Annotated in this window: 17 protein-coding genes; 2 read left to right on the top strand and 15 right to left on the bottom strand. The window is 69.2% G+C overall.

Translation table 11 applies throughout. From position 1 onward, the window contains the following. Positions 1-38: 38 nt before the first annotated feature. The 7 genes from ACFU5V_RS20920 to mftA are packed head-to-tail and all read right to left on the bottom strand — an operon-like array spanning position 39 to position 7,661. Positions 39-2,000 carry a mycofactocin system FadH/OYE family oxidoreductase 2 gene (locus ACFU5V_RS20920; protein WP_378429546.1) on the bottom strand — a complete coding sequence of 654 codons (1,962 nt, stop codon included), beginning with the start codon at positions 1,998-2,000 and terminating at the stop codon, positions 39-41. Beyond that, complete coding sequence (locus ACFU5V_RS20915) at positions 1,997-2,809, bottom strand: mycofactocin-coupled SDR family oxidoreductase (protein ID WP_378701613.1); 813 nt, start codon at positions 2,807-2,809, stop codon at positions 1,997-1,999. The genes ACFU5V_RS20920 and ACFU5V_RS20915 overlap by 4 nt, the downstream gene beginning before the upstream one ends. Before the next feature lie 8 nt (positions 2,810-2,817). Beyond that, positions 2,818-4,779, bottom strand: a complete 1,962-nt coding sequence (locus ACFU5V_RS20910; protein ID WP_378701612.1) for a mycofactocin system FadH/OYE family oxidoreductase 1 — start codon at positions 4,777-4,779, stop codon at positions 2,818-2,820. A 16-nt stretch (positions 4,780-4,795) separates the two neighbouring features. Further along, a complete protein-coding gene (gene mftD, locus ACFU5V_RS20905) occupies positions 4,796-5,977 on the bottom strand; it encodes a pre-mycofactocin synthase MftD (protein WP_378429543.1) in 1,182 nt (393 codons plus the stop codon). Positions 5,978-6,007: 30 nt separating this feature from the next. Next, positions 6,008-7,225, bottom strand: a complete 1,218-nt coding sequence (gene mftC / locus ACFU5V_RS20900) for a mycofactocin radical SAM maturase (RefSeq protein ID WP_087558512.1) — start codon at positions 7,223-7,225, stop codon at positions 6,008-6,010. A gap of 35 nt (positions 7,226-7,260) precedes the next feature. Then, on the bottom strand, positions 7,261-7,563 hold the full coding sequence (gene mftB / locus ACFU5V_RS20895) for a mycofactocin biosynthesis chaperone MftB (protein WP_167372162.1): 303 nt from the start codon (positions 7,561-7,563) through the stop codon (positions 7,261-7,263). 2 nt (positions 7,564-7,565) lie between these two features. After that, entirely contained in the window at positions 7,566-7,661 is a 96-nt protein-coding gene (gene mftA, locus ACFU5V_RS20890) for a mycofactocin precursor MftA (RefSeq protein ID WP_005573048.1), read from the bottom strand. Positions 7,662-7,794: 133 nt separating this feature from the next. Here mftA and mftR point away from each other — a divergent pair, with 133 nt between their 5' ends. Then, the gene (gene mftR / locus ACFU5V_RS20885) at positions 7,795-8,418 is read left to right on the top strand and encodes a mycofactocin system transcriptional regulator (RefSeq protein ID WP_378429542.1); all 624 of its coding nucleotides are present in this window, start codon (positions 7,795-7,797) and stop codon (positions 8,416-8,418) included. A 38-nt stretch (positions 8,419-8,456) separates the two neighbouring features. Then, a complete protein-coding gene (gene mftM, locus ACFU5V_RS20880; protein ID WP_378701606.1) occupies positions 8,457-9,281 on the top strand; it encodes a mycofactocin oligosaccharide methyltransferase MftM in 825 nt (274 codons plus the stop codon). 5 nt (positions 9,282-9,286) lie between these two features. Here the strand turns inward: mftM and ACFU5V_RS20875 are convergent, their stop codons facing one another. The 8 genes from ACFU5V_RS20875 to ACFU5V_RS20840 form a co-directional block, all read right to left on the bottom strand. Next, positions 9,287-10,609 carry an HNH endonuclease gene (locus ACFU5V_RS20875; protein WP_378701603.1) on the bottom strand — a complete coding sequence of 441 codons (1,323 nt, stop codon included), beginning with the start codon at positions 10,607-10,609 and terminating at the stop codon, positions 9,287-9,289. Positions 10,610-10,855: 246 nt separating this feature from the next. Next, positions 10,856-12,520 carry an ABC transporter permease gene (locus ACFU5V_RS20870; protein WP_378701601.1) on the bottom strand — a complete coding sequence of 555 codons (1,665 nt, stop codon included), beginning with the start codon at positions 12,518-12,520 and terminating at the stop codon, positions 10,856-10,858. Continuing rightward, a complete protein-coding gene (locus ACFU5V_RS20865; protein ID WP_378701598.1) occupies positions 12,517-13,452 on the bottom strand; it encodes an ATP-binding cassette domain-containing protein in 936 nt (311 codons plus the stop codon). Before ACFU5V_RS20865 ends, ACFU5V_RS20870 begins: the two co-directional genes overlap by 4 nt. A gap of 71 nt (positions 13,453-13,523) precedes the next feature. Next, a complete protein-coding gene (locus ACFU5V_RS20860; protein WP_276135876.1) occupies positions 13,524-14,210 on the bottom strand; it encodes a response regulator transcription factor in 687 nt (228 codons plus the stop codon). After that, entirely contained in the window at positions 14,207-15,547 is a 1,341-nt protein-coding gene (locus ACFU5V_RS20855) for a histidine kinase (RefSeq protein ID WP_378701596.1), read from the bottom strand. Before ACFU5V_RS20855 ends, ACFU5V_RS20860 begins: the two co-directional genes overlap by 4 nt. A 4-nt stretch (positions 15,548-15,551) precedes the next feature. After that, positions 15,552-16,739 (bottom strand): iron-containing alcohol dehydrogenase, encoded by a 1,188-nt coding sequence (locus ACFU5V_RS20850; protein ID WP_378429536.1) that lies wholly within the window; start codon positions 16,737-16,739, stop codon positions 15,552-15,554. Between the two features lie 131 nt (positions 16,740-16,870). Next, positions 16,871-18,406 carry a VWA domain-containing protein gene (locus tag ACFU5V_RS20845; protein WP_378701594.1) on the bottom strand — a complete coding sequence of 512 codons (1,536 nt, stop codon included), beginning with the start codon at positions 18,404-18,406 and terminating at the stop codon, positions 16,871-16,873. A 2-nt stretch (positions 18,407-18,408) separates the two neighbouring features. Beyond that, entirely contained in the window at positions 18,409-19,515 is a 1,107-nt protein-coding gene (locus tag ACFU5V_RS20840; RefSeq protein ID WP_378701592.1) for an AAA family ATPase, read from the bottom strand. Positions 19,516-19,614 lie beyond the last annotated feature (99 nt).

Below are 19,614 nucleotides of genomic sequence, written 5' to 3'. Positions count from 1 at the left end.
GGCGACCGCGGATTCGACCCGGGCCGTGACTGCCTGCGTCAGAGCGCGAGCGCGACCCGCTCCCCCTCGATGACGGCGGAATGCGCGCGGCGCGGAGCCAGGGCGTCGCCGATGCGATGGACCTCGATGCCGCTGTCGGCCAGTTGTTTCCAGAGCTCGTCCTCCGATTGCTGGTGCGCTGACGACACCACCCAGTCGACAGTGAGCCGGCGGGACACGCCGGTCGGGTGGTGCAGGAGCGTGACGGCGATCCGGCCCCCGCCGGCGTCGTCGCACCCGGTCGGCACCACGTCCGTCACCTGCGTGATGCCCTTGCCGTGCGCCCGCCGATTCCATCCCTCGAGATCCAGTGTGATCCCGAGATCCTGGCCGACGATCATCCCCGGCGTGCAGATCGTGACGGCACACCCGGCGTCGGCGACGAATTCGGCGACGGACGTGCCCTGGTGGAATCCCAGTTCGTCGACCACCAGCACCGTCCCGGACGGATGCGCGCGACCCTCCAGCACGTCGCGCACATCGACCACCCGGTCCGACGCACCCGCCCAGCGCGGACGGTGCGGACGCGCTCCGGTCGCGAGCACCACCACGTCGGGACGTCCCTGCGCGAGCGCCTCGGCGGTCGCCTCGGTGCCGGTCCGCACGTCCACGCCGCGCCGGACGCACTCCGCTTCCAGGTCGACGACGAGATCGAGGAACTCGCGGCGCCCCGGGACGACGGCGGCCGTCCGCACCTGACCACCGAGGACGGTGTTGCGTTCGAACAGCGTCACCCGGTGTCCCCGCTGCGCGGCGGTCGCGGCGGCCTTCAGCCCGGCAGGTCCGCCGCCGACCACCACGACCCGTCTGCCGCGGACGGCGGGTTCGGGCAGCAGAACCGATTCCCTGCCCGCGCGCGGGTTGACGACGCAGCCGAGCCACCGGCCCAGACCCATGCGTCCGATGCATTCCTGATTGCACGCCAGGCACGATCGGATGGTTCCTTCTTCGCCGGCCAGTGCCTTCGCCGCGAAATCCGGGTCCGCGATCTGGCCGCGCACCACCCCGATCAGGTCGCAATGCCCCTCGTCGAGAGCCCGGTCGGCTTGATGCGGATCTGAGAACCGGCCGACACCGACCACCGGAAGTCCGACCCGTTGCCGGATGGCATTCGGAACGAACAGTGCGTACCCACGCGGGACGGCCATGGACGCCTCGATCATGTGCAGCGTCTCGGTGGCCATCCCGATGGACGTGTTGAGGTAGTCGACCCGCCCGTCCGCCTCCAGCAGAGCGGCCACCTCCACCGCCTCGTCGAGGTGTACGCCACCGTCGAACAGGTCCTCCCCCGCGAGCCTCACCCCGAGCGCGCGGTCCGGGCCGATCGCCGCGCGCACCGCTTCGACGACCTCGAGGAGGAACCGGGAACGGTTGGCCAGCGACCCGCCGTAGCGGTCCGTGCGCTGATTCGTGGCAGGGGCGAGGAAACTGCGCACCAGCGACGAGTGCGAGCACTGCAGTTCGATGCCGTCGAATCCGCCTCGGACACAGTGCTCGGCGACGCGCGCGTACCCGTCGACGAGGGCCCGGATCTCCCGCTGATCGACCGCCTTGGGGACTTCGCGGAACAGGGGGTCGGGGACGGCGCTCGGCGCCCACAGTGGCCGCCGCGAATACATGCTCGATCCCTGGCCGCCGTTGTGGTTGACCTGAGCGAGGATCGGGACTCCGTGTGCGTGGACCGCGTCGGTGATCCGCCGGTATCCCGGGACGACTTCCGGCCGGTAACCGGCGATCACCTTCTCGTACGGCCAGTCACCCGGGTGGGTGGCGTGCTCTTCGGAGATGATCAGGCCCGCACCGCCCTTCGCGCGCGCCGCATAGTAGGCGGCGTGCTGGGCAGTGGGGAGACCGTCGACGGCGTACCCCGTGAGGTGCGCCGAGAAGACCACCCGATTGCGCAGAGTCAGAGGTCCCAGGCGCAGCGGGGTGAACAGGTGGCGGTGCGCGGAGGTGCTCACACCTTGGTGTTGCCCATGTCGACGGCGACCTGACTGCCCGTGACCCGCTTCGACCCGTCACCGGCCAGCCACAGCACGGCGTCGGTGATGTCGTCGGTGTCGGCCAACGGGTGTTCGGTGAGGATGGTGCCGAAGCTCGACAGGTAGTGAGGGTGCTTCTCGAGAATCACGAGGCTGCCCGGATCGGTGCCCATCGGGGTCTTCACTCCGTACGGGTGAATGGAGTTGACCCGGATGTCGTACTCGCCCAGTTCCTTGGCCGCGGTCTGGGTGAGTCCCACGAGCCCGAACTTGGAGGCGGCGTAATTGGCCTGCCCCGGGAGCGGTTTGATGCCCGCGACGGAACTGATCACGATGATCGACCCCCCGCGGCCACCCTCGATCAGCGCCGGGACCGCAGCCTTCAGCGTCTTCCACGCGCCGGTGAGGTTGACGTTGATCAGCGTCTCCCACTGCTCGTCGGGCATCTCCCAGAAGCGGTTCCAATTGCAGATCCCGGCGTTCGCGATCACGATGTCGAGACGGCCGAACTGTTCGACTCCCCTGTCGACGACAGCCTTCAGTTGCGCGCTGTCCCGCACATCCGCCTGCTCGGCGAGGATCTTGCCGCCCTCCGATTCCACGAGCCGCACCGTCTCGGCGAGGTCGTCCGCCGTCGCCGGTTCGTAGCTGTTGTACTCCGACACCGGCCCACAGATGTCGACGGCGATGATCGCCGCACCTTCGCGCGCCAGCCGCACCGCATGCGTTCGCCCCTGACCACGGGCAGCCCCGGTGATGAATGCGACCTTGTCGTCGAACTGTCCCATGAAATGTCCTATCTCTCGGTGACGAGGGTGAACGGATGGTGATCGAACTCGGACCGCAGGTGGGCGGTCGCGGCCAGCGCCTCGGTGCGGCCCTCGCGGACCGCCTCGAGCAGTGTGCGGGGGGCCACGCAGTCGCCGGCCCGCACCGCGTCCGGGCGGGTCGAGCCGAGCGTGTCCTCGGGGAGACGAGGCGAACAGTCGATGAGCACGGCGCACGGCACCACCGACTCCTCGTCGGTGTACCGGTTGCGCAACCGCATTCCGTCGCCGTCGATCGACACGATGCGGCTGTCGAGGTGCCGCGTCACACCGGCCCGTTGCAGGCGGGTGTTGGCGTCGGCGAGGTCGCCGGTCATACCGAGTCGCGAGCCGGCCACGGAATCCTGGGTCACGATGCTCACGTCCCGTCCCCGCGCCGCGAGCCATTCGGCGACCGCCACGCCGACCGGTCCGCCGACCGGGTCGAACACGACGTGGGGCCCCTCCGCGGGCACGTCACCGTCCCGCAGATCCGCGGCGCCGAGACACCGGACACGTCCCCCGACGGGGAACGGCAGCGGCCGGGACGTGCTGCCGGTCGCGAGGATCGCCGTCACGCCGTCTCGTTCCGCGGCGTCGAGTTCGGCTTCGGACACCGTGGCGCCGAGACGGAATTCGACTCCGAGACCGCGGCATTCGTTCTCCAGCCAGTCGGTCAGCGCCCGGAGGTGCGGTGCCCCGACGGCGGCCCGCACCATTCCGCCGAGCCGTGCCGACGTCTCCGCCACGGTGACCCGGTGACCCCGCAGCGCAAGCACCCGCGCCGCCTCGAGCCCGGCCGGGCCACCACCGACCACCAGCGCCGTGCCTGCGGCCGCAGCGGCGTCCTCGGTCGGATCGACGGTCTCGTGCCCGGCAGTGGGATTTCCGACGCACGTGACGACGGGATTGCGGGGGTCGAGCACCTGGCACGTCTGGTTGCACAGGACGCACGGCCGCGGCACCGCACCGCGGCGAATCTTGACGACGAGATCGGGATCGGCGATCTGGGCACGCGTCATCTCGACGACGTCGGCGACACCGTCGCCGAGCGCCCGCCGGGCGTCGGCCGGATCGACGACGCTGCCCTGGAGAACGACCGGGACCGCGCCGGCGACCGCCGTGCGGATGCGGCGGCAGAGTTCGGTGTTGAACGCAGGTGGCCGGTGGAAGTCGGGGCGGTACGCGTTCGGCGACAGCGGCCCGCCCCGGACCACCACGAGCAGATCGAGTGCGCCGGCCAGGGCCCGTGCGTGTCCGGCGGCGATCGACGGCGTGATCCCCGCCCAGGACGTCTCCTCGTCGCAACTCAGGCGCAGCGACAGAACCCGGCCTGGTCCCAGCTCTTCGCGGACGGCGGTGAGGACCTCGCGCATGAGCCGGAGCGGGTCGGTGCCGTACTCGTCTTCGCGCACGTTGGTGAGGTCCGAAAGGAACTGCCGCAGCAGCGCTCTCGGCCCAGCGTCGAGTTCGACACCGTCCACGTCCGCCGCGACGGCCGCGGCGGCCCCGGCCCGGAAGCCCTCGACGAGGCCGTCGATCTCCGCCCGCTCCATCTGCATCGGCATCTCACGGGAGATCACGTCCGCGATCCCCGACGGTCCCCACAGCACCGACTGCGAGTAGGCGCTCGACCCCTGCAGTCCGGTGTGCCCCAACCCGGCCAGCACCAGCGTGCCGTGCGGGCGGCAGGCCGCGACCACGTCCCGCCACCCGGCGACGCAGTCGGTCGCCAGCGGAGCCCGCTCGTACGGCCAGTCGGAGGCATGGACCGACGCCACCTCGGTGACGACGATCCCCGCACCGCCCCGCGCCCGGCGCTCGTAATACGCGACGTGACGCGGCGACAGCGTTCTTCCCACACCGAGATTGGTGGGGTGCGGACCCAGAAGCACCCTGGACCGGGCGTGGCGTCCGGCCAGGGTGATCGGGTCTGTCAGTTGCGCAGACATCTACGCCGTTCGTGGTTCAGGATTCGGCGCCGAGTACGCGAGCGAATCCGGGCGGGATCACGACGTCGGAGGGGGTGAGGTCGTGGATGTTCGAGTGGCCCAGCCCGAGCAGCGCCGAATCGATACCGCCACGCAGGACGTCGAGGACGTTCTCGACGCCGGCCTGACCGTTCGCCGAGAGGCCCCACAGGTACGCGCGGCCGATCATCACCGCCCGCGCGCCGAGCGCGACGGCCTTCACGACGTCGCTACCGCGGCGGATGCCGCCGTCGAGGAGCACCTCGACCTGGTCGCCCACGGCCTCCGCGATGGCGGGCAGCGCGCGGATCGGCGCCGGGGTGCCGTCGAGGTTGTTGCCACCGTGATTCGACACGGAGATCGCGGTGACGCCGGCGTCCACGGCCCGCTTGGCGTCGTCGACCCGCATGACGCCCTTGAGCATGAACGGCCCGCCCCATTGCTCACGCAGCCACGCGATGTCGTCCCACGTCGGCAGCGGCGTCTGCATCCACTCGCCGTAAGCGCCGAAGAACGTCGGCGGTTCCTGACCGGGCTGCGCCAGGTTCGGGGTGGTCAGATCCGGGATCTTGCGGGTCTTCGCGAACTCGTACAACCACTTCGGCCGGGTGATTCCCTCCGGCGCGAACTGGAGCATCGCCTTCAGATCCATCTTCTCGGGGATGGCCGGGCTACCCCAGTCACGACCGTACGAGAACGACCAGTCGGTGGTGATGATCAGTCCGGTCGCCCCGGCGGCGCGGGCCCGTTCCATCCGCTGGATCAGCACCTCCCGGCTGCCGACCCAGTACATCTGGAAGAACGTCTGAGGGTTGGCCGCAGTGACGTCCTCGATCGACTTGCTCGCGAACGAGCTCAGACCGATCGCCGTTCCCCGTGCCGCCGCCGCACGCGCGACAGCGACCTCGCCGTCGGGATGCACGGCCTGCACACCGGTCGGGGAGATGATGACGGGCAGCGAAATCGGCTGTCCCATCACGGTCGTGGACAGCTCACGCTTGTCGGACAGCCCCACGACGTGCGGGGCGAACCCCAGTTCGCCGAACGCCGCGATGTTGTCGTCGACCGTCACGCCCCGCTCGGACCCGGCGATCAGCGCCGCGTACACCGACTTCGGCAGGCGCTTCTTCGCGCGTCGCTGAGCCTCGGCCACCGTCTCGAAGAACGGATTCTTACCCATGGAAATACCTCTCGTACCCGGCAGACGTCGTTACGTCTGGTCCATGCCCGCAAGCGGGTTCTCGTCACAAATCTTGGCCGGCGGACGCACCATCAGCGTCAACGGAACCGGCGCCCGCGGAGTCCGGCGCTGGCCGGTGCGGGAGTGGTCGACACTGGATTTCGGGATCTCCCCCGCGGCAGCCAACGCCAGTTCGCCGTTGCCGATCACACATTCGGGGTCCGGGCCGTCCATCGGCAGGCCGGTGAAGAACTTCGCGGCCATGCACCCGCCGCGGCAGGAGTCGTAATGGTTGCACTTGCTGCACGCACCGCCGGTCTGCGGGGACCGCAGCTCCTGGAAGAGCTCCGACGTCTGCCACACCTGCTGGAAACCGCCGTCCGCCACGATGTTTCCGGCGAGGAACTGGTCGTGGATCGCGAACGGGCACGCGTAGACGTCGCCGATCGGGTCGATCAGGCACACCACCCGTCCGGCACCACACAAGTTCAGGCCGGGCAACGCGTCGCCGTAGGCGGACAGGTGGAAGAAGGAGTCACCGGTCAGCACACCCTCGCCGTTGGCGACCAGCCAGTTGTACAGCTCCCGCTGTTGCGCCTGCGTCGGATGCAGTTCGTCCCACACGTCCGCGCCGCGCCCCGACGGTCGCAGCCGGGTGATACGCAGGGTGGCGCCGTACTTGTCGGCCAGCGCCTTGAAATCGTCGAGCTGGGACACGTTGTGCCGGGTGACCACCACGGAGATCTTCGCGTCCTTGAAACCGGCCTCCGACAGATTCTCGAGCGCCCGCACCGCCATCGCGAACGAACCCGGACCACGGACGGCGTCGTTGACCTCGGCCGTCGCACCGTCGAGGGAGATCTGCACGTCCACGTAGTCGCTCGCCGCGAGCCGGGCGGCGACCTTCTTGTCGATCTTCACCCCGTTCGTGGAGAACTTCACCCCCACCTGGTGGGCGGTCGCGTAGTCGACCAGCTCCCAGAAGTCCGAGCGAACCGTCGGCTCACCGCCACCGATGTTCACGTAGAACACCTGCATACGCTGCAGTTCGTCGATGATCGACTTGCACTGCTCGGTGCTCAGCTCCCGCGGATCACGCCGGCCCGACGAGGACAGACAGTGCACACACGACAGGTTGCACGCGTAGGTCAACTCCCAGGTCAGGCAGATCGGGGCGTCGAGACCGAGTTCGAACTGGTCGACGAGGCGGCCGACCGGGGCGGAAGGTCTTTCGAGCATGGAGGTCATGGGCTGTGTCCTCTGGTACGGGGGAAGAGAGCTGGTCAGGCGGGGACGATCATGTGCGACTCGGCCAACGTGCCGAGCGCTCGCGCGTACTGCGCCGCGGCGTCGTCCCCGATACCCTGCGCCCGCAGTGCGGACCGGGCGTCGGCGTGTGAGGGAAGCGATTCGACCACCGCGACGATCGTGCGGTTCTTCAGGAACGACAGCTTGCGGGTCCCGAAGTGGTAGAGCAGCGCCCCGAAAGGTTCGGGACGCAGCGCCACCTGCGGATGAAGCTTCCAGCCCACATCGAGATCGATACCGGCGTTGCCGGTCACTGAAGCAGATGCTGGAGCGGACATGATCAGTACACGCCGCACATGCCGTCGATCGAGACCTCTTCCACCAGGGATTCCTCGACCAAGTCGTTTTCCAGCACGTTGTTGTCGCGATCCGACATGATTTCCTCCTACTGTTCGGTGATACGGCGCGAGCCGGAGGGATGTTCCCCGTCATAGGTGACCATTCCTGTGACTCGCCTCACCACTGTAATGGCATCGAGTGCAGAATGACAGCTCGGGAGGGAACGAAAGTTGAGAAGTCGTCGAAAACCATCCAGTCGGATAGGGCGACGCCCGTCCACGACGCAGGATCGGATCAGCACCGTCGGGATCGAGTTGTTCACGGAACAGGGGTTCGACGCCACCAGCGTCGACGAAGTCGCCGAAGCGTCCGGCATCGCCCGCCGCACCCTGTTCCGCTACTTCCCGTCCAAGAACGCGATCCCGTGGGGCGACTTCGACGCCCATCTCGCCGAGATGCGCGCCCAACTCGCCGCGCAACCCGGCGACATCCCGATCGTCGACGGACTCACCGCAGCACTCCTGCAGTTCAACGCGTTTCCCGAGAGCGAGGAAGTCAACCACCGCAAACGCATGGGACTGATCCTGCGCGTGCCCGCGCTGCAGGCGTATTCGGTGGTGATGTACGAAGGGTGGCGCAACGTCATCGCCGAGTACGTCGCGAGCCGGCTCGGAATCTCCCCGACCGACCACGTTCCGCGGACCGTCGGCTATCTTCTACTCGGCGTTGCGATGTCGGCGTACGAACAATGGCTCGACGACGATTCGCTCGAACTGCACGAACTACTCGCAAGCGGAATGCAATCGCTCTACGATGGGCTGAGTTCCCTCGGCGAGCCCGACACCCGGACCTGACCCACTCCCGCCATCACCTCTCGGCAAGGTTGCTTCGAATGACTTCCACTCTCGACACACCCGCGTTCGACTCTCTCGCTCCGTGTGAACCCGGGCTGTGGTCACACGGGCACGTCACGGTCGAGCGGGTCGCGGACGGGCCGCTCACCCTCACCCGAGACGGCGACCGGTTGCGAGTCACGCACGCCCTGACGCCCGCGGATCTGAGTGAGAGACTCGTCGCCTCGGTCACCGCGTCCATCGAGGACGCCGACTTCGGTCAGGGCGAGTTCGAATCGACCATGGTCGGACTGGTGCGCTCCACGGTCGACGGTGCACTCGACGCGTGGACCGTCTACTACCGCAACTCCCTGAACGAACTGCTCGACGGCACCGCCGACTTCGCACCGATTCACGAGAAGGCGGAACAACTGGTTCGCGGCTCCGTCCTCGACCTCGGGTCGTGCTTCGGCTTCCTCCCGCTGCGACTCGCCCGCGCCGGGCGGTCCGTCACGGCAACCGACATCCTCCCCGGCACCATGACCCTCCTCGACGCCGTGGCACCGGAACTCGGACTCGAACTGCGCACCCTCGTGTGCGACGCCGCGCACGTGCCGGTCCCCGACGACAGCGCAGACACCGTCACCGCCATCCACCTCCTCGAGCACGTCGACGAAAACATCGGCGCCGCAGTGATATCCGAGTCCCTCCGGGTCGCCCGCGAGCGGGTTGTCGTCGCCGTCCCCTACGAGGACGAGGCAACGGCCTGCCACGGGCACATCCGCACCTTCGACACCCCGTCGCTCACCGAACTCGGCGAATCGACGGGACGCCCGTTCGAGGTGTTCGAGCACCACGGCGGCTGGCTCGTCATCGACTGCTGATCTCCTCATGACGCTCGGAGGTGTGCGATGAGGATCGCCTCGATCTCCGACCGACGCGCCGCGGACGGCAATCGTGGGGCAACGGACCGGTAGTGATGCCCGGTCGGGGTGCGGAGATCGAGAACGTGACGGCGATCGGGCCGACGCACCGGGCGGGCGGACCAGCCGTCGCCCTCCTTCGCGTAATTGCACGCCGCACACAACCCCGCCCCGTTCTGCGCGGTGGTGGCCACCTCGTTGCGGCGCGAGAGAATGTGATCATGATGCCGGATCGGCGCATCACACCACGGGGTGCGGCACGTCCGGTCCCGCAGATCGATCAGCTTTCGCAAGCTTTTCGGGAACGTCCGCGACGGCGACTGCATCGCCGTCAACGACCCCGACACCGGGCACGAGTAGACGTTTCGTAAGGTCACCGCGGTATCACCATCAAGGGCGTCGGCGACCAGTTTCCGGGCGATCCCCGCCGGCACCGGCCCGAACCCCTGAAGCTGCGCCGCCTCACCCTCACCCGCCAACAGGGTCTCGTCGGAGATCACCAGATTCACCGCCACCGGCACACCATCGGCGACCGAGGCCCCGGTGCCGCGGTCGAACAACAAGTCCGCCATCAGCTGATTCCGGGTCCGGCCACCACTCTCCCCGGTCGCGATGAGACTGTCCGCATCCCGCCCCAACGTCGCCTGCAAACACACCGCCTGCTCCACCGGCAGCAGCACACTCAGGTACGCCATCGAATCCGGCGCCGGCCGCGTCGTCACCCGCCGCTCCGAGACCGCCTTGCGATGCCGCCGGACGACCGCGGCCGCGTCGAGTTCCACGGCCAGGGCCTTCGCCTTCGCGACCAGGCCGCGGTCCCCGACCCCGTCCAGAACGTCCGGGTCCGAACACAACCGGCGATCCACCACCGCCCGATCCTGAGCCGACAGACACGCTGTTTCCCGCACCAGCAGGGTCGCGCGCCATTCGTTCAACCGCCCCGACCGCAACAACGCCAACGTGTGCGGCATCTCGTGCACCAGCGCCTGCGCGAACCCCAGATGCCGGTTGCCACGGTTCGGGGACTCCCTGCGCGCCAACGCAATCTGCGACCCGATACCGCGACCCCACTCCGCCCGCGGCAACCGACGGGCCCTGCGGTCCTCCCGCACACAGGTGGCGACATCATCGGTGATCACCGCCTGCACCGCACACCCCACCGACTTCAGGGATTCGACTGCATCGAGCCACTCGATCCCCACCCCCGCATCACCACACGGCCCGACACACCGCAACCGCGCCGTGAACGCCCGCAACTCCTCCAGATCCGGTGCCACCACATCCCCCACGACCAGCCCTCCCCCGAGGTTGTTCGAAACTTTGTTCGACCCTAGCATTCGAACACGCCCCGCACAATCAGCGCGCGCGTCGGCGTCGCGCTGTCAGTGGTGCCCGAGTTCGATGACGAGTGGGATGCCGGTGTCGAACCAATAGCGGTGGAGCGCTGTGATCTTGGCTCGGAAGGGTAGGCAAACGGAGCATCACGACGTACACCTTGCCGTGGCGCCGGATCGCAGATCCCCAACACCCGGTCGCTAGGAATTCGTGAGGTCTCGCCGCCGGAACAGCAACACTCCGACCGCACCCACCACGACGGCGATCACCGCGAGCGAGATCAGCGGAGCGGCCGTGACTTCCGCGGCCGGCAGTGCGGGGACGTGAGTAAACGGCGACAGGTCGCGGACCATCTGCGGCAGCCCGAGCAGCGATCCGAGGTATCCGAAGATCAGGCAGAGCGCGAGCACGCCCCAGGACAACCCGGCCGACCAGGCCGGGAAGCCGCCGAACGCCAGCACCGCCAACGCCGCGACTACCCCGATCGCCGGCACGAAGACGAGGGCGGCCCCCGTGAGGCTCACGACCTTTCCCGGCACGTCCTCGGTCACGAGACCGTACGCGAGGCCGGTCGCCGCCCCGGTCAGCGCCTGCAGGACGACGATGCCCACCGTGACGAGGCCGACGTGTGCCAGCATCCACTGCGGACGCGAGACCGCCGTCGCGAGAACGGGTTCGAGTCGCCCCGCCGCCTCCTCACCGCGCATTCGGAGCAGTGCTTGCACCGCGTAGCCGGCCACCGCGATCGCCATCATGCCGAAGATGGCGGCGAAGTAGGCGTCGACCATGTCGGTGGTGCCGCCACCGAGTTGTTCCATCATGTCGGCGACCTGCTCGCCCTCGCCGAGGAAGTCGTCGATCTGGTCTGCGATCGCGCCGTACACCAGGGCGAGGACGGCGATCCCGAAAGCCCACCAGAACAGGATCATCCGTTGCATCCGCCACGCCGATCCGACCGCCGTCGGCAGTGAGCGGGACGCGCGGGCGGGCCCCGGGCGGGTCGGCACGAGCCCCGAGCCGACGTCCCGGTGCTCGGTGAGAGCGAAGCCGACGGACCCGACCACCAGCGCGAACACGAGGGGCAACGCCAGCACCCACCACGCGTTGTCGTCGTAGGGGCGGATCTGTTCGGCCCAGCCGATCGGTGACAGCCACGTCGGCCAGCCACTGACGACGCGGGTGCCGTCTTCCGTCACCGTGCCCGTCATGTCGCCGACGGCACGCAGCAGGAATGCGATGCCCAGGGCGGCCCCGGCCAGTCCGTTGGCGGTGCGGGCACTGTCCGTCACCTGCGCGGTCACCGCGGCGATCGCCGCGAACGCGATGCCGGCACCCGCGATCGCCGCGCCGAGCGCCACCGACCCGTCCAGCGGCAGCCCCGCCGCCACCAGCACCACCACGTTGAGCAGAGCGAGGATCAGGTTGGCGCCGACCGCGACGACCAGCGCGGCGGTGAGCAGCGCTTTCCGGCCCACGACGGCCGCCTCGACGAGTTCGGCGCGGCCGGTCTCCTCGTTCTGACGGGTGTGCCGCACCACCAGCAGGGTGGTCATCAGGCAAGCCGCCAGCGACATCGGCATGACGATCTGGCAGGCGAGCACGGCGCCGGCGCTGTATCCCGACACGAGACCGTTGGTGGCCAGCGCGACCGGCGACGCCGCAGTGGCCATCGCGAAACTGCGCAGATCGGGTTCCGTCGGATACAGGCCGAGCACACTGGACGCCGAGAATGCCTGCAGTGCCGCGAGAGCGAGCAACCATACCGGCAGTTGGATGCGGTCGCGGCGCAGGGCGAGCCGCACGAGCCGTGGGGTTCCCGCGTACTGGCCGCGCCCGGTGGCCTCCGGCGTCGTCACCGTGCTCATTGCGCCCGTGTCCCGGATTCGGCTCGCCGGTGGTTCTCGCCCTCCCGGGCCAGTTCGTCCCCGTAATGGCGCAGGAACAACTCTTCCAGTGTCGGTGGCGTCGACGTCAGCGACGCAACCCCGAACGACAGCAGGTGGCGCAGCACGCCCTCGATCGCACTGGTGTCCGCCTCGCACCGGGTGTGCAGGCCGTCGACGCGTACATCGTGCACGCCCTCGACGGCGTCCAATCCCGTCACCGGACGCTGCGTCTCGGCGGTGATCGACGTGCGCGTGAGGTGACGCAGTTCCGCGAGCGTGCCGGTCTCCACGGTGCGGCCCTCACGGATGATGCTCACCCGGTCGCACAGCGCCTCGACCTCCGCGAGGATGTGACTCGACAACAGGACCGTCCTCCCTGCGTCGGACATCTCCTCGACGCAATCCTGGAACACCGACTCCATCAACGGATCCAGCCCCGACGTCGGTTCGTCGAGGACGTACAGTTCGACGTCCGATGCGAACGCGGCCACCAGCGCCACCTTCTGCCGGTTGCCCTTCGAGTACGTCCGCGCCTTCTTCGTCGGATCGAGTTCGAACCGCTCGAGCAGTTCCGCGCGCCGGGGCTCGTCCAGCCCGCCACGCAACCCGGCGAGGAGGTCGATCGCCTCACCGCCGGTGAGGTTGGGCCACAGGTTCACGTCTCCGGGTACGTAGGCGAGCCGCCGGTGCAACGCCACCGAGTCGTGCCACGGGTCGCCGCCCAGGAGGGTGGCGGTGCCCGAATCGGCGCGCAGCAGGCCGAGCAGTACCCGGATGGTCGTCGACTTGCCGGACCCGTTGGGCCCGAGGAATCCGTGCACCTGCCCCGTTCCCACCTTGAGGTCGAGGCCGTCGAGTGCGCGGGTCGGACCGAACGTCTTGACGAGATTCTCCACCGAGATCGCAGCCATGACGGGGACGCTACGCCGGTTCGCGGGTGGTCACGACGGGTTTCCGCGGTCGCGGCCGCGGCGGTGCCGGATCAGATCAGGCCGAGCTTGCCCGCCTCGTAGACGGCCTCGGCGCGCCGGCCGACGTCGAGTTTGCGCATGATGTTGCTGACGTGGAATTTCACCGTCGTGGCCGAGATGAACAGCCTCTCCCCGATTTTCGCGTTCGACAGGCCCTTGGCCAACAGTTGCAGGACCTCGAGTTCGCGTTCGGTGAGTCCTTCGCGTGGCGTCGTCTGACCGTTGAGCGAGCGGATCACCGCGGATGCGCTGCGGGAGTCGAAGGCGCTCTCGCCGCGGGACACGGCGCGGATGGCACGCACCAGTTCGGTGGTGTCGACGTCCTTGACGACGTATCCACGGGCGCCGGCGTGAATGGCGCGGACGACGAGTTGTTCGTCGAGGAACGTGGTGAGGACGAGCAACCCCATCGTGCCGTCCGCGGCGGACAGCTGCGCGCACAGCGCCAGCCCCTCGTAGTCGGAGGCCGCCGACAGTTTCAGATCCATCAGCACGACGTCGGGGGCGACGTCACCGACGACGGCCAGCGCCTCCTGACTGGACGAGGCCTCGCCGACCACCTCGAGATCCGGTTCCCGTTCGAGAACGGAGCGCAGGCCCTGCCGGAGAATCGCGTGGTCGTCGACGAGCACGAGCTTCACCACCGACGTGGGGCGGGCGGACCCGGTCTGGTCACGCACCGAGGTTCGTAGGGTCATCGGTCCACCTCACTGTCGGAATGTAACGGGATGCGGGCAGCCACCCGGACTCCGCCGATCCTGGCCCGCGCCACCTCGAGTGTCCCGCCCAACTCCGCTGCCCGGGCCTGCATGTTCGCCAACCCGCGGTGGTGGCCGTCGAGGTCGTTGTTCGCCGCCATCCGCAGCATCAGGCGCATCCGCTTGGGGTCTCCGTTCCCGTCGTCGGCCACGGAGAGCAGCACCGAATCGGCCGCGTACGTCAGCCGCAGGACGGCGCGCGTCGCGTTGGCGTGGACGGCCGCGTTGAACAGCGCCTCGCCGGCGATCCGCAGCAGCGCGTGTTCCCGTTCACCGGACAGCTCGGCGGGTGTGCCGCCGACACGGACGGTGACCGCGAGTTCGTCGGGCATGTGCACCACCCCGAGTTGTTCGAGCATCTCGGGCAGCGACGTCCGGTCGGAACCGCCGGAGTGATTGAGCGCGTAGATGGCCGAACGCAACTGCTCCACCGCGCGACGCGTCAATTCCTTTGCGAGATCGAGCCTCTCGCTGCGCTCCTCGTCCGGGACGCCGCTCCGGCACACCTCGATCTGCATGCCCGCCGACAGCACCGCCTGCGTGACGCTGTCGTGGAGTTCGCGGGCGATCCGGTGCCGTTCCTCGTCGAGCACCTGGTGCCGGTGGGCCGCCCCGAGTTGTCGCTGGGTGGCTTCGAGTTCGGCGTTGCGCACCGCGAGGTCGGACGCGGTGCGGCGGGCCTCCGAGTACGCGTGCTCGGCCCGCTCGAGCAGCAGTTGGCCGCGCTGGTACAGCGCCGAATTCTGCAGTGCCACGGCGGTCTGACTCGCCAGGATGCTGAGGACCGCGCCGTCGGTGGTGTCGAGGGTGCGGTGCTCACCCGTCCAGGCCGCGAACGCTCCCACGACACCGCCTTCGAGGACGATCGGCACGAACGCGTGGTGCGCGTCGATGACGGGAGCGCCGCCGGTGCGCGCGGACCGGATGTCGGCCAGGCACGTCACCACCTCGTCCGGCAGCGGTGGGCCCTCGACGTTGTCGACGAGGAACGGCGTCGCGTCCGGCCCCAGCACCAGCCGGCGCGGGCCTGCGTCGGGCAGCATGCCGTCGGCGAGGGCGAATGCGATCCACCGAGCGTCCAGGTGCGCCCGTGCCGCCTCGGCGACGGCGCAGATGAGCGTTTCGGGCCCTTCGACGGTGCGGACGAGGGCCCGCGAGATGAGTTCGAGTGCGTGGACGACACGTTCGAGGCGTTCCGCGGCGCCACGGTACTGGGGGTAGAACGTCGGTTTGCCGGACCGCAGTCCGGTGAGCGTCGACAGGTCCGGGGCGTTCATCTGCTCACAGCGCCGTCCGGAACAGTGCCACCATCTGTTCCTGCGTCGCCGTGCGCGGGTTGGTGGACATGCACGCGTCGCGGAGCGCGAACTCGGCCAGCCGGGACAGATCGGTTTCGCGAACACCCAACTGTCCCAGACCTTTCGGAACCCCGACCTCCCGGGCGAGGCGTTCGACCCGGTCTGCCACGGCCAGGGCGGCTTCCTCGGGTGTTCCGCGGCGTTCCTCGAGACCGAGGGCGGCGGCGATGGCGACGAAGGGTGTGGCGTCGTCGGTGGCGTTGAACCGGATGACGTGCGGGAGCAGGATGCCGTTGATGACTCCGTGCGGCAGGTCGAGCAATCCCCCGACCTGATGGCTCATCGCGTGCGCGGCACCGAGGATGGCGTTGGTGAACGCGAGGCCGGCCTCGAGGCTGGCCTGCGCCATGACGGCCCGCGATTCCATCTCCATCGGCTCCTCGATGGTGCGGACGAGGGTGTCGGTGACCAGCCCGACCGCCCGGAGTGCATGGTGGTCGGTGAGCGGGTTGTGGGCCAGCGACACGAACGCCTCGATGCCGTGGGTGAGGGCGTCGAGTCCGGTCGCGGCGTTGAGCCACTCCGGCATGGTGGTGAGCAGCCGGGGGTCGATAACGGTCACGTCCGGGACGAGCGCGCGGCCGATGATGGTGATCTTGGTGCCCCGCCTCGTGTCGGTGACGATGCAGAACTGCGACACGTCGGCGCCCGTGCCCGACGTCGACGGCACCATCACCAGCGGCGGGATCGGACTGGTCGCCTGGTCCACGCCCTCGTAGTCGAGGATGTTGCCCCCGTTCGCGGCGAGCACCGCGATGCCCTTCGTCGCGTCGATGACCGAGCCGCCGCCGAGGGCGACCAGAACGTCGCATTCGCCCTCGCGGTACGCGTCGTGTCCGGCCGCGATCTCGTGGTCCTTGGGGTTGGGTGTCAACGCACTCCACACGACCGGGGTGAGGCCCTGTTCGCGGAGCTGACCCTCGAGTTCCGACGCCCAGCCCGCTTCGATCAGACCCGGATCGGTGACGAGCATCGGCCGTGCCCCGCCGAGGCGCAGGACCGCGTGCGCGGCCTCGACCATCGACCCGATACCGAACACGATCTCGGGTGCGTGGAATTTCACCAGCCTGCCGGGGGCGGTGGTGCGGGTGGACGGATAGGACACGGACAAGTCGACACTCCTCCCGACACCTGTGTGCATGTGATCCAGATTACAAGACCTTGGCCTCGACCCTACGGACCGGGAGAGGGCTTCACACCCACCGAAGGACAGGCACGGTACCTACCCGATCGGGTAGGTACTCACCGCAGCGCGTGTCCCAGCTCGGCGGCGCGGGACATCAGCTGCGCGGCATCGCGCGCGACGACGACGCGGTCGCAGATGTCCGCGTACTCCGGCATCGCGCACGACGCCTGGTTCCAGTACCGCTCGGGTTCCGGCGTGATCCAGGCCAGCCGGTGCACCTTGCGTCGCAGTTCGGCGAACTCGTCGACGCCCGGCGGCAGTCCGTTGCACCGCCCGTCGCCGACGACGATCACCGACGTGCGGGTGTTCACGTCGGTGCCGAACTCGGTCAGCACGTCGGAGAAGACCCGGCCGTAGTCGCTGCTCGCCTCCAGATCGATGCGCGGGTCGGCGAGCACCGAGGCCAGCGCGTCGTCGTCGGTGCCGGCGAGGAGAGTGTCCGTGACGTCGACGGGCCGGTCCACGAACGCCAGCACCTGACAGCGGCTCGCCCGGCGGTGCATGGCCTGCGCCAGCCGGAGCGTGAACGCGGTGACGGGGCGCACCGACAGCGACACGTCCGCGAGGATCAGCACCCGCACCCGGTCCGGCCGCGGCGCCTTCACCATCAGGTGGAACGGGACGCCTTCGGTGCGCAGGCTCGCGCGGACCGTGCGGCGCATGTCGAGGCGGCCCCGGGCCAGTTCGCGCGGGCGGGGACGTGACGGCCCGCGCATCCGCCGAAGCACCTCGTAGCACGCCTGATTCACCTCGGCGCGCGACGTGGCCGCCACCGGACCGCTCGCGGTCACCGGTGCATCTGCGGGTCCGGCAGACAGGTCCCGGGCGTCCGCCAGCGCACCGACGAACGCCTCCACCGCCTCCGCCAACCGGTTCAGCTGGGCCGCGCTGAGGGGTTCGGCCCCGCCGGAATCGGCGTAGACCTTGCTCGGGTCGTAGGCGTCGAGCCACGCGAGAATCGACTCCGGATCGTCCCAGGACAGCGATCCGACGACGGCTCCGCTCGTCGACGACGCCAGGTCACCGACGGCGGTACTCGCCGCACGCTCGACCTCGACCGTGTACGTGACACCGCGGCGTCCGGACTCGGCCTCCGAATCGACGGACAGGTCTGCGTCGCTCGACGTCATGCTGACGTCGTCGTCGTCCTTGTGGGGATTGAACCCCTTCTGCGCCTCGGGGGTGTCGAAGTGATCGCCCACCTCGGCGGCGCGCTCGTTGTACTCCGCGTACCGGGCGGTCTCCGCGTTGTCCGCCACCTCCAGCGCGGACGGCAGGCCCTCCGCGAACTCGGCCCGGGACGGCGGCCTCGCGCCGGGGGCCGCGTCGGCGACCGACCCGAAGAACACGTCGAAGGCACGGTCGAAACCCTGCTGTTCGTACGTGTACTTCGCGCACACCGCGCGCAGCGACGCCCGCAGGGTGGCCGTGTCCCGGCCCTCGACCAGCCCGAAGACCCGGCGAACCTCGATGACCTCGGCGGGGGACGCGGCGACGCCGTAGCGGCGCAACATCTTTCCGAACGACGCCGCCAGCACGTCGAGGAGTTGCGAGGGAAGGGACGGGGAGGGATCGGGGGCCGGGTGGAGCATCGTCAGCGCCTGCCCTGGCGGCCCGCGCCGATGCCGCCGCGGTCGCGGCCACCGTGTCCGCGGAACACGGCGGTGGTCGTGTTGGCCGGCCGCGAGGCGACCGTCACGCGCTCCGCGGGCCCGGCCGGCGTGGTGTCCTCGTCGTCCGAGGTGAGCGGCTGTTCGCCGGACAGCCGGGTGCGAGCCAATTCGACGTCGCTGGTGTACTTGAGCAGGGCGGTGAGCAGGACGTCCCGGACCGCGGCCTGCGCACTCACCGCCACCCCCGTCGCCTTCAGGACCACCGCGGCACGAGCCGCGTCGATGACTTCCGCGATGGACGGACTCTTGCGGAGCGGCAACTCCCGCAGCGTGCGCGCCAGATCCACCACGTCCGCCGCCACGGCGTCCTCGACCTCGGGTGCCCGGGCCGTCACGATGTCCCGCTCGCGCTGCGGCGTCGGATAGCCGAGGTGGTAGTGCAGGCAGCGGCGCTTCAGCGCGGGCGACAGCTCACGAGTGTCGTTGGACGTCAGGATCACCCACGGCGCCGACCGGGCGGCGAACGTCCCCACTTCGGGAATCGTGATCTGCCCCTCCGCGAGAACCTCGAGGAGCAACGCCTCCATCGACTCCTCGGTGCGGTCCACCTCGTCGACGAGCAGCACCACCGGTTCCGGCGACAGGATCGCCTCGAGCAGGGGGCGCACCGACAGGAAGTGCTCCGAGTACAGCCCGAAATCCTGGGCTGCCAGGAATTTCGACGCGTCGGCGATGTCGTCGAACGCGGCCAGCTTCTCCCCGATGCGGTCGCGCAGCATCTGCACGTGCAGAAGCTGTTTCGCGTAGTCCCACTCGTACAGCGCCCGGTTGTCGTCGAGACCTTCGTAGCACTGCAGCCGGACGAGCTTGCGCCCCGACGCCTCGGCCAGCGACTTCGCCAGTTCCGTCTTGCCGACGCCGGCAGGCCCCTCCAGCAGCAGCGGGCGTTCGAGCGCGGTCGCCAGGTGGACGACCACCGCGAACTCGTCGTCGGCGATGTAGTCGACCTCGCGCAACGCCTCCTTCAGTTCCGCGCCGTCGGCGAAGCGGACGTCCTCCGGTTCCGGGGCTGTGTGCGGTGCAGTCATGATCGGGGGATCCGTCCTTCGTCAGCAGGTGGTGGTGGGAACGCATCCGGGGCGGGGCCGGGCTGGGGTGAGGCGCCCGCCCCGGACGCGAGTTTTCAG

The sequence above is a fragment of the Rhodococcus sp. NPDC057529 genome (genome assembly GCF_042802055.1).
Classification (GTDB): domain Bacteria; phylum Actinomycetota; class Actinomycetes; order Mycobacteriales; family Mycobacteriaceae; genus Rhodococcus_F.
Note: the sequence above shows the minus strand (reverse complement) of the source record. Positions and strands in the feature narration are given on the sequence as shown.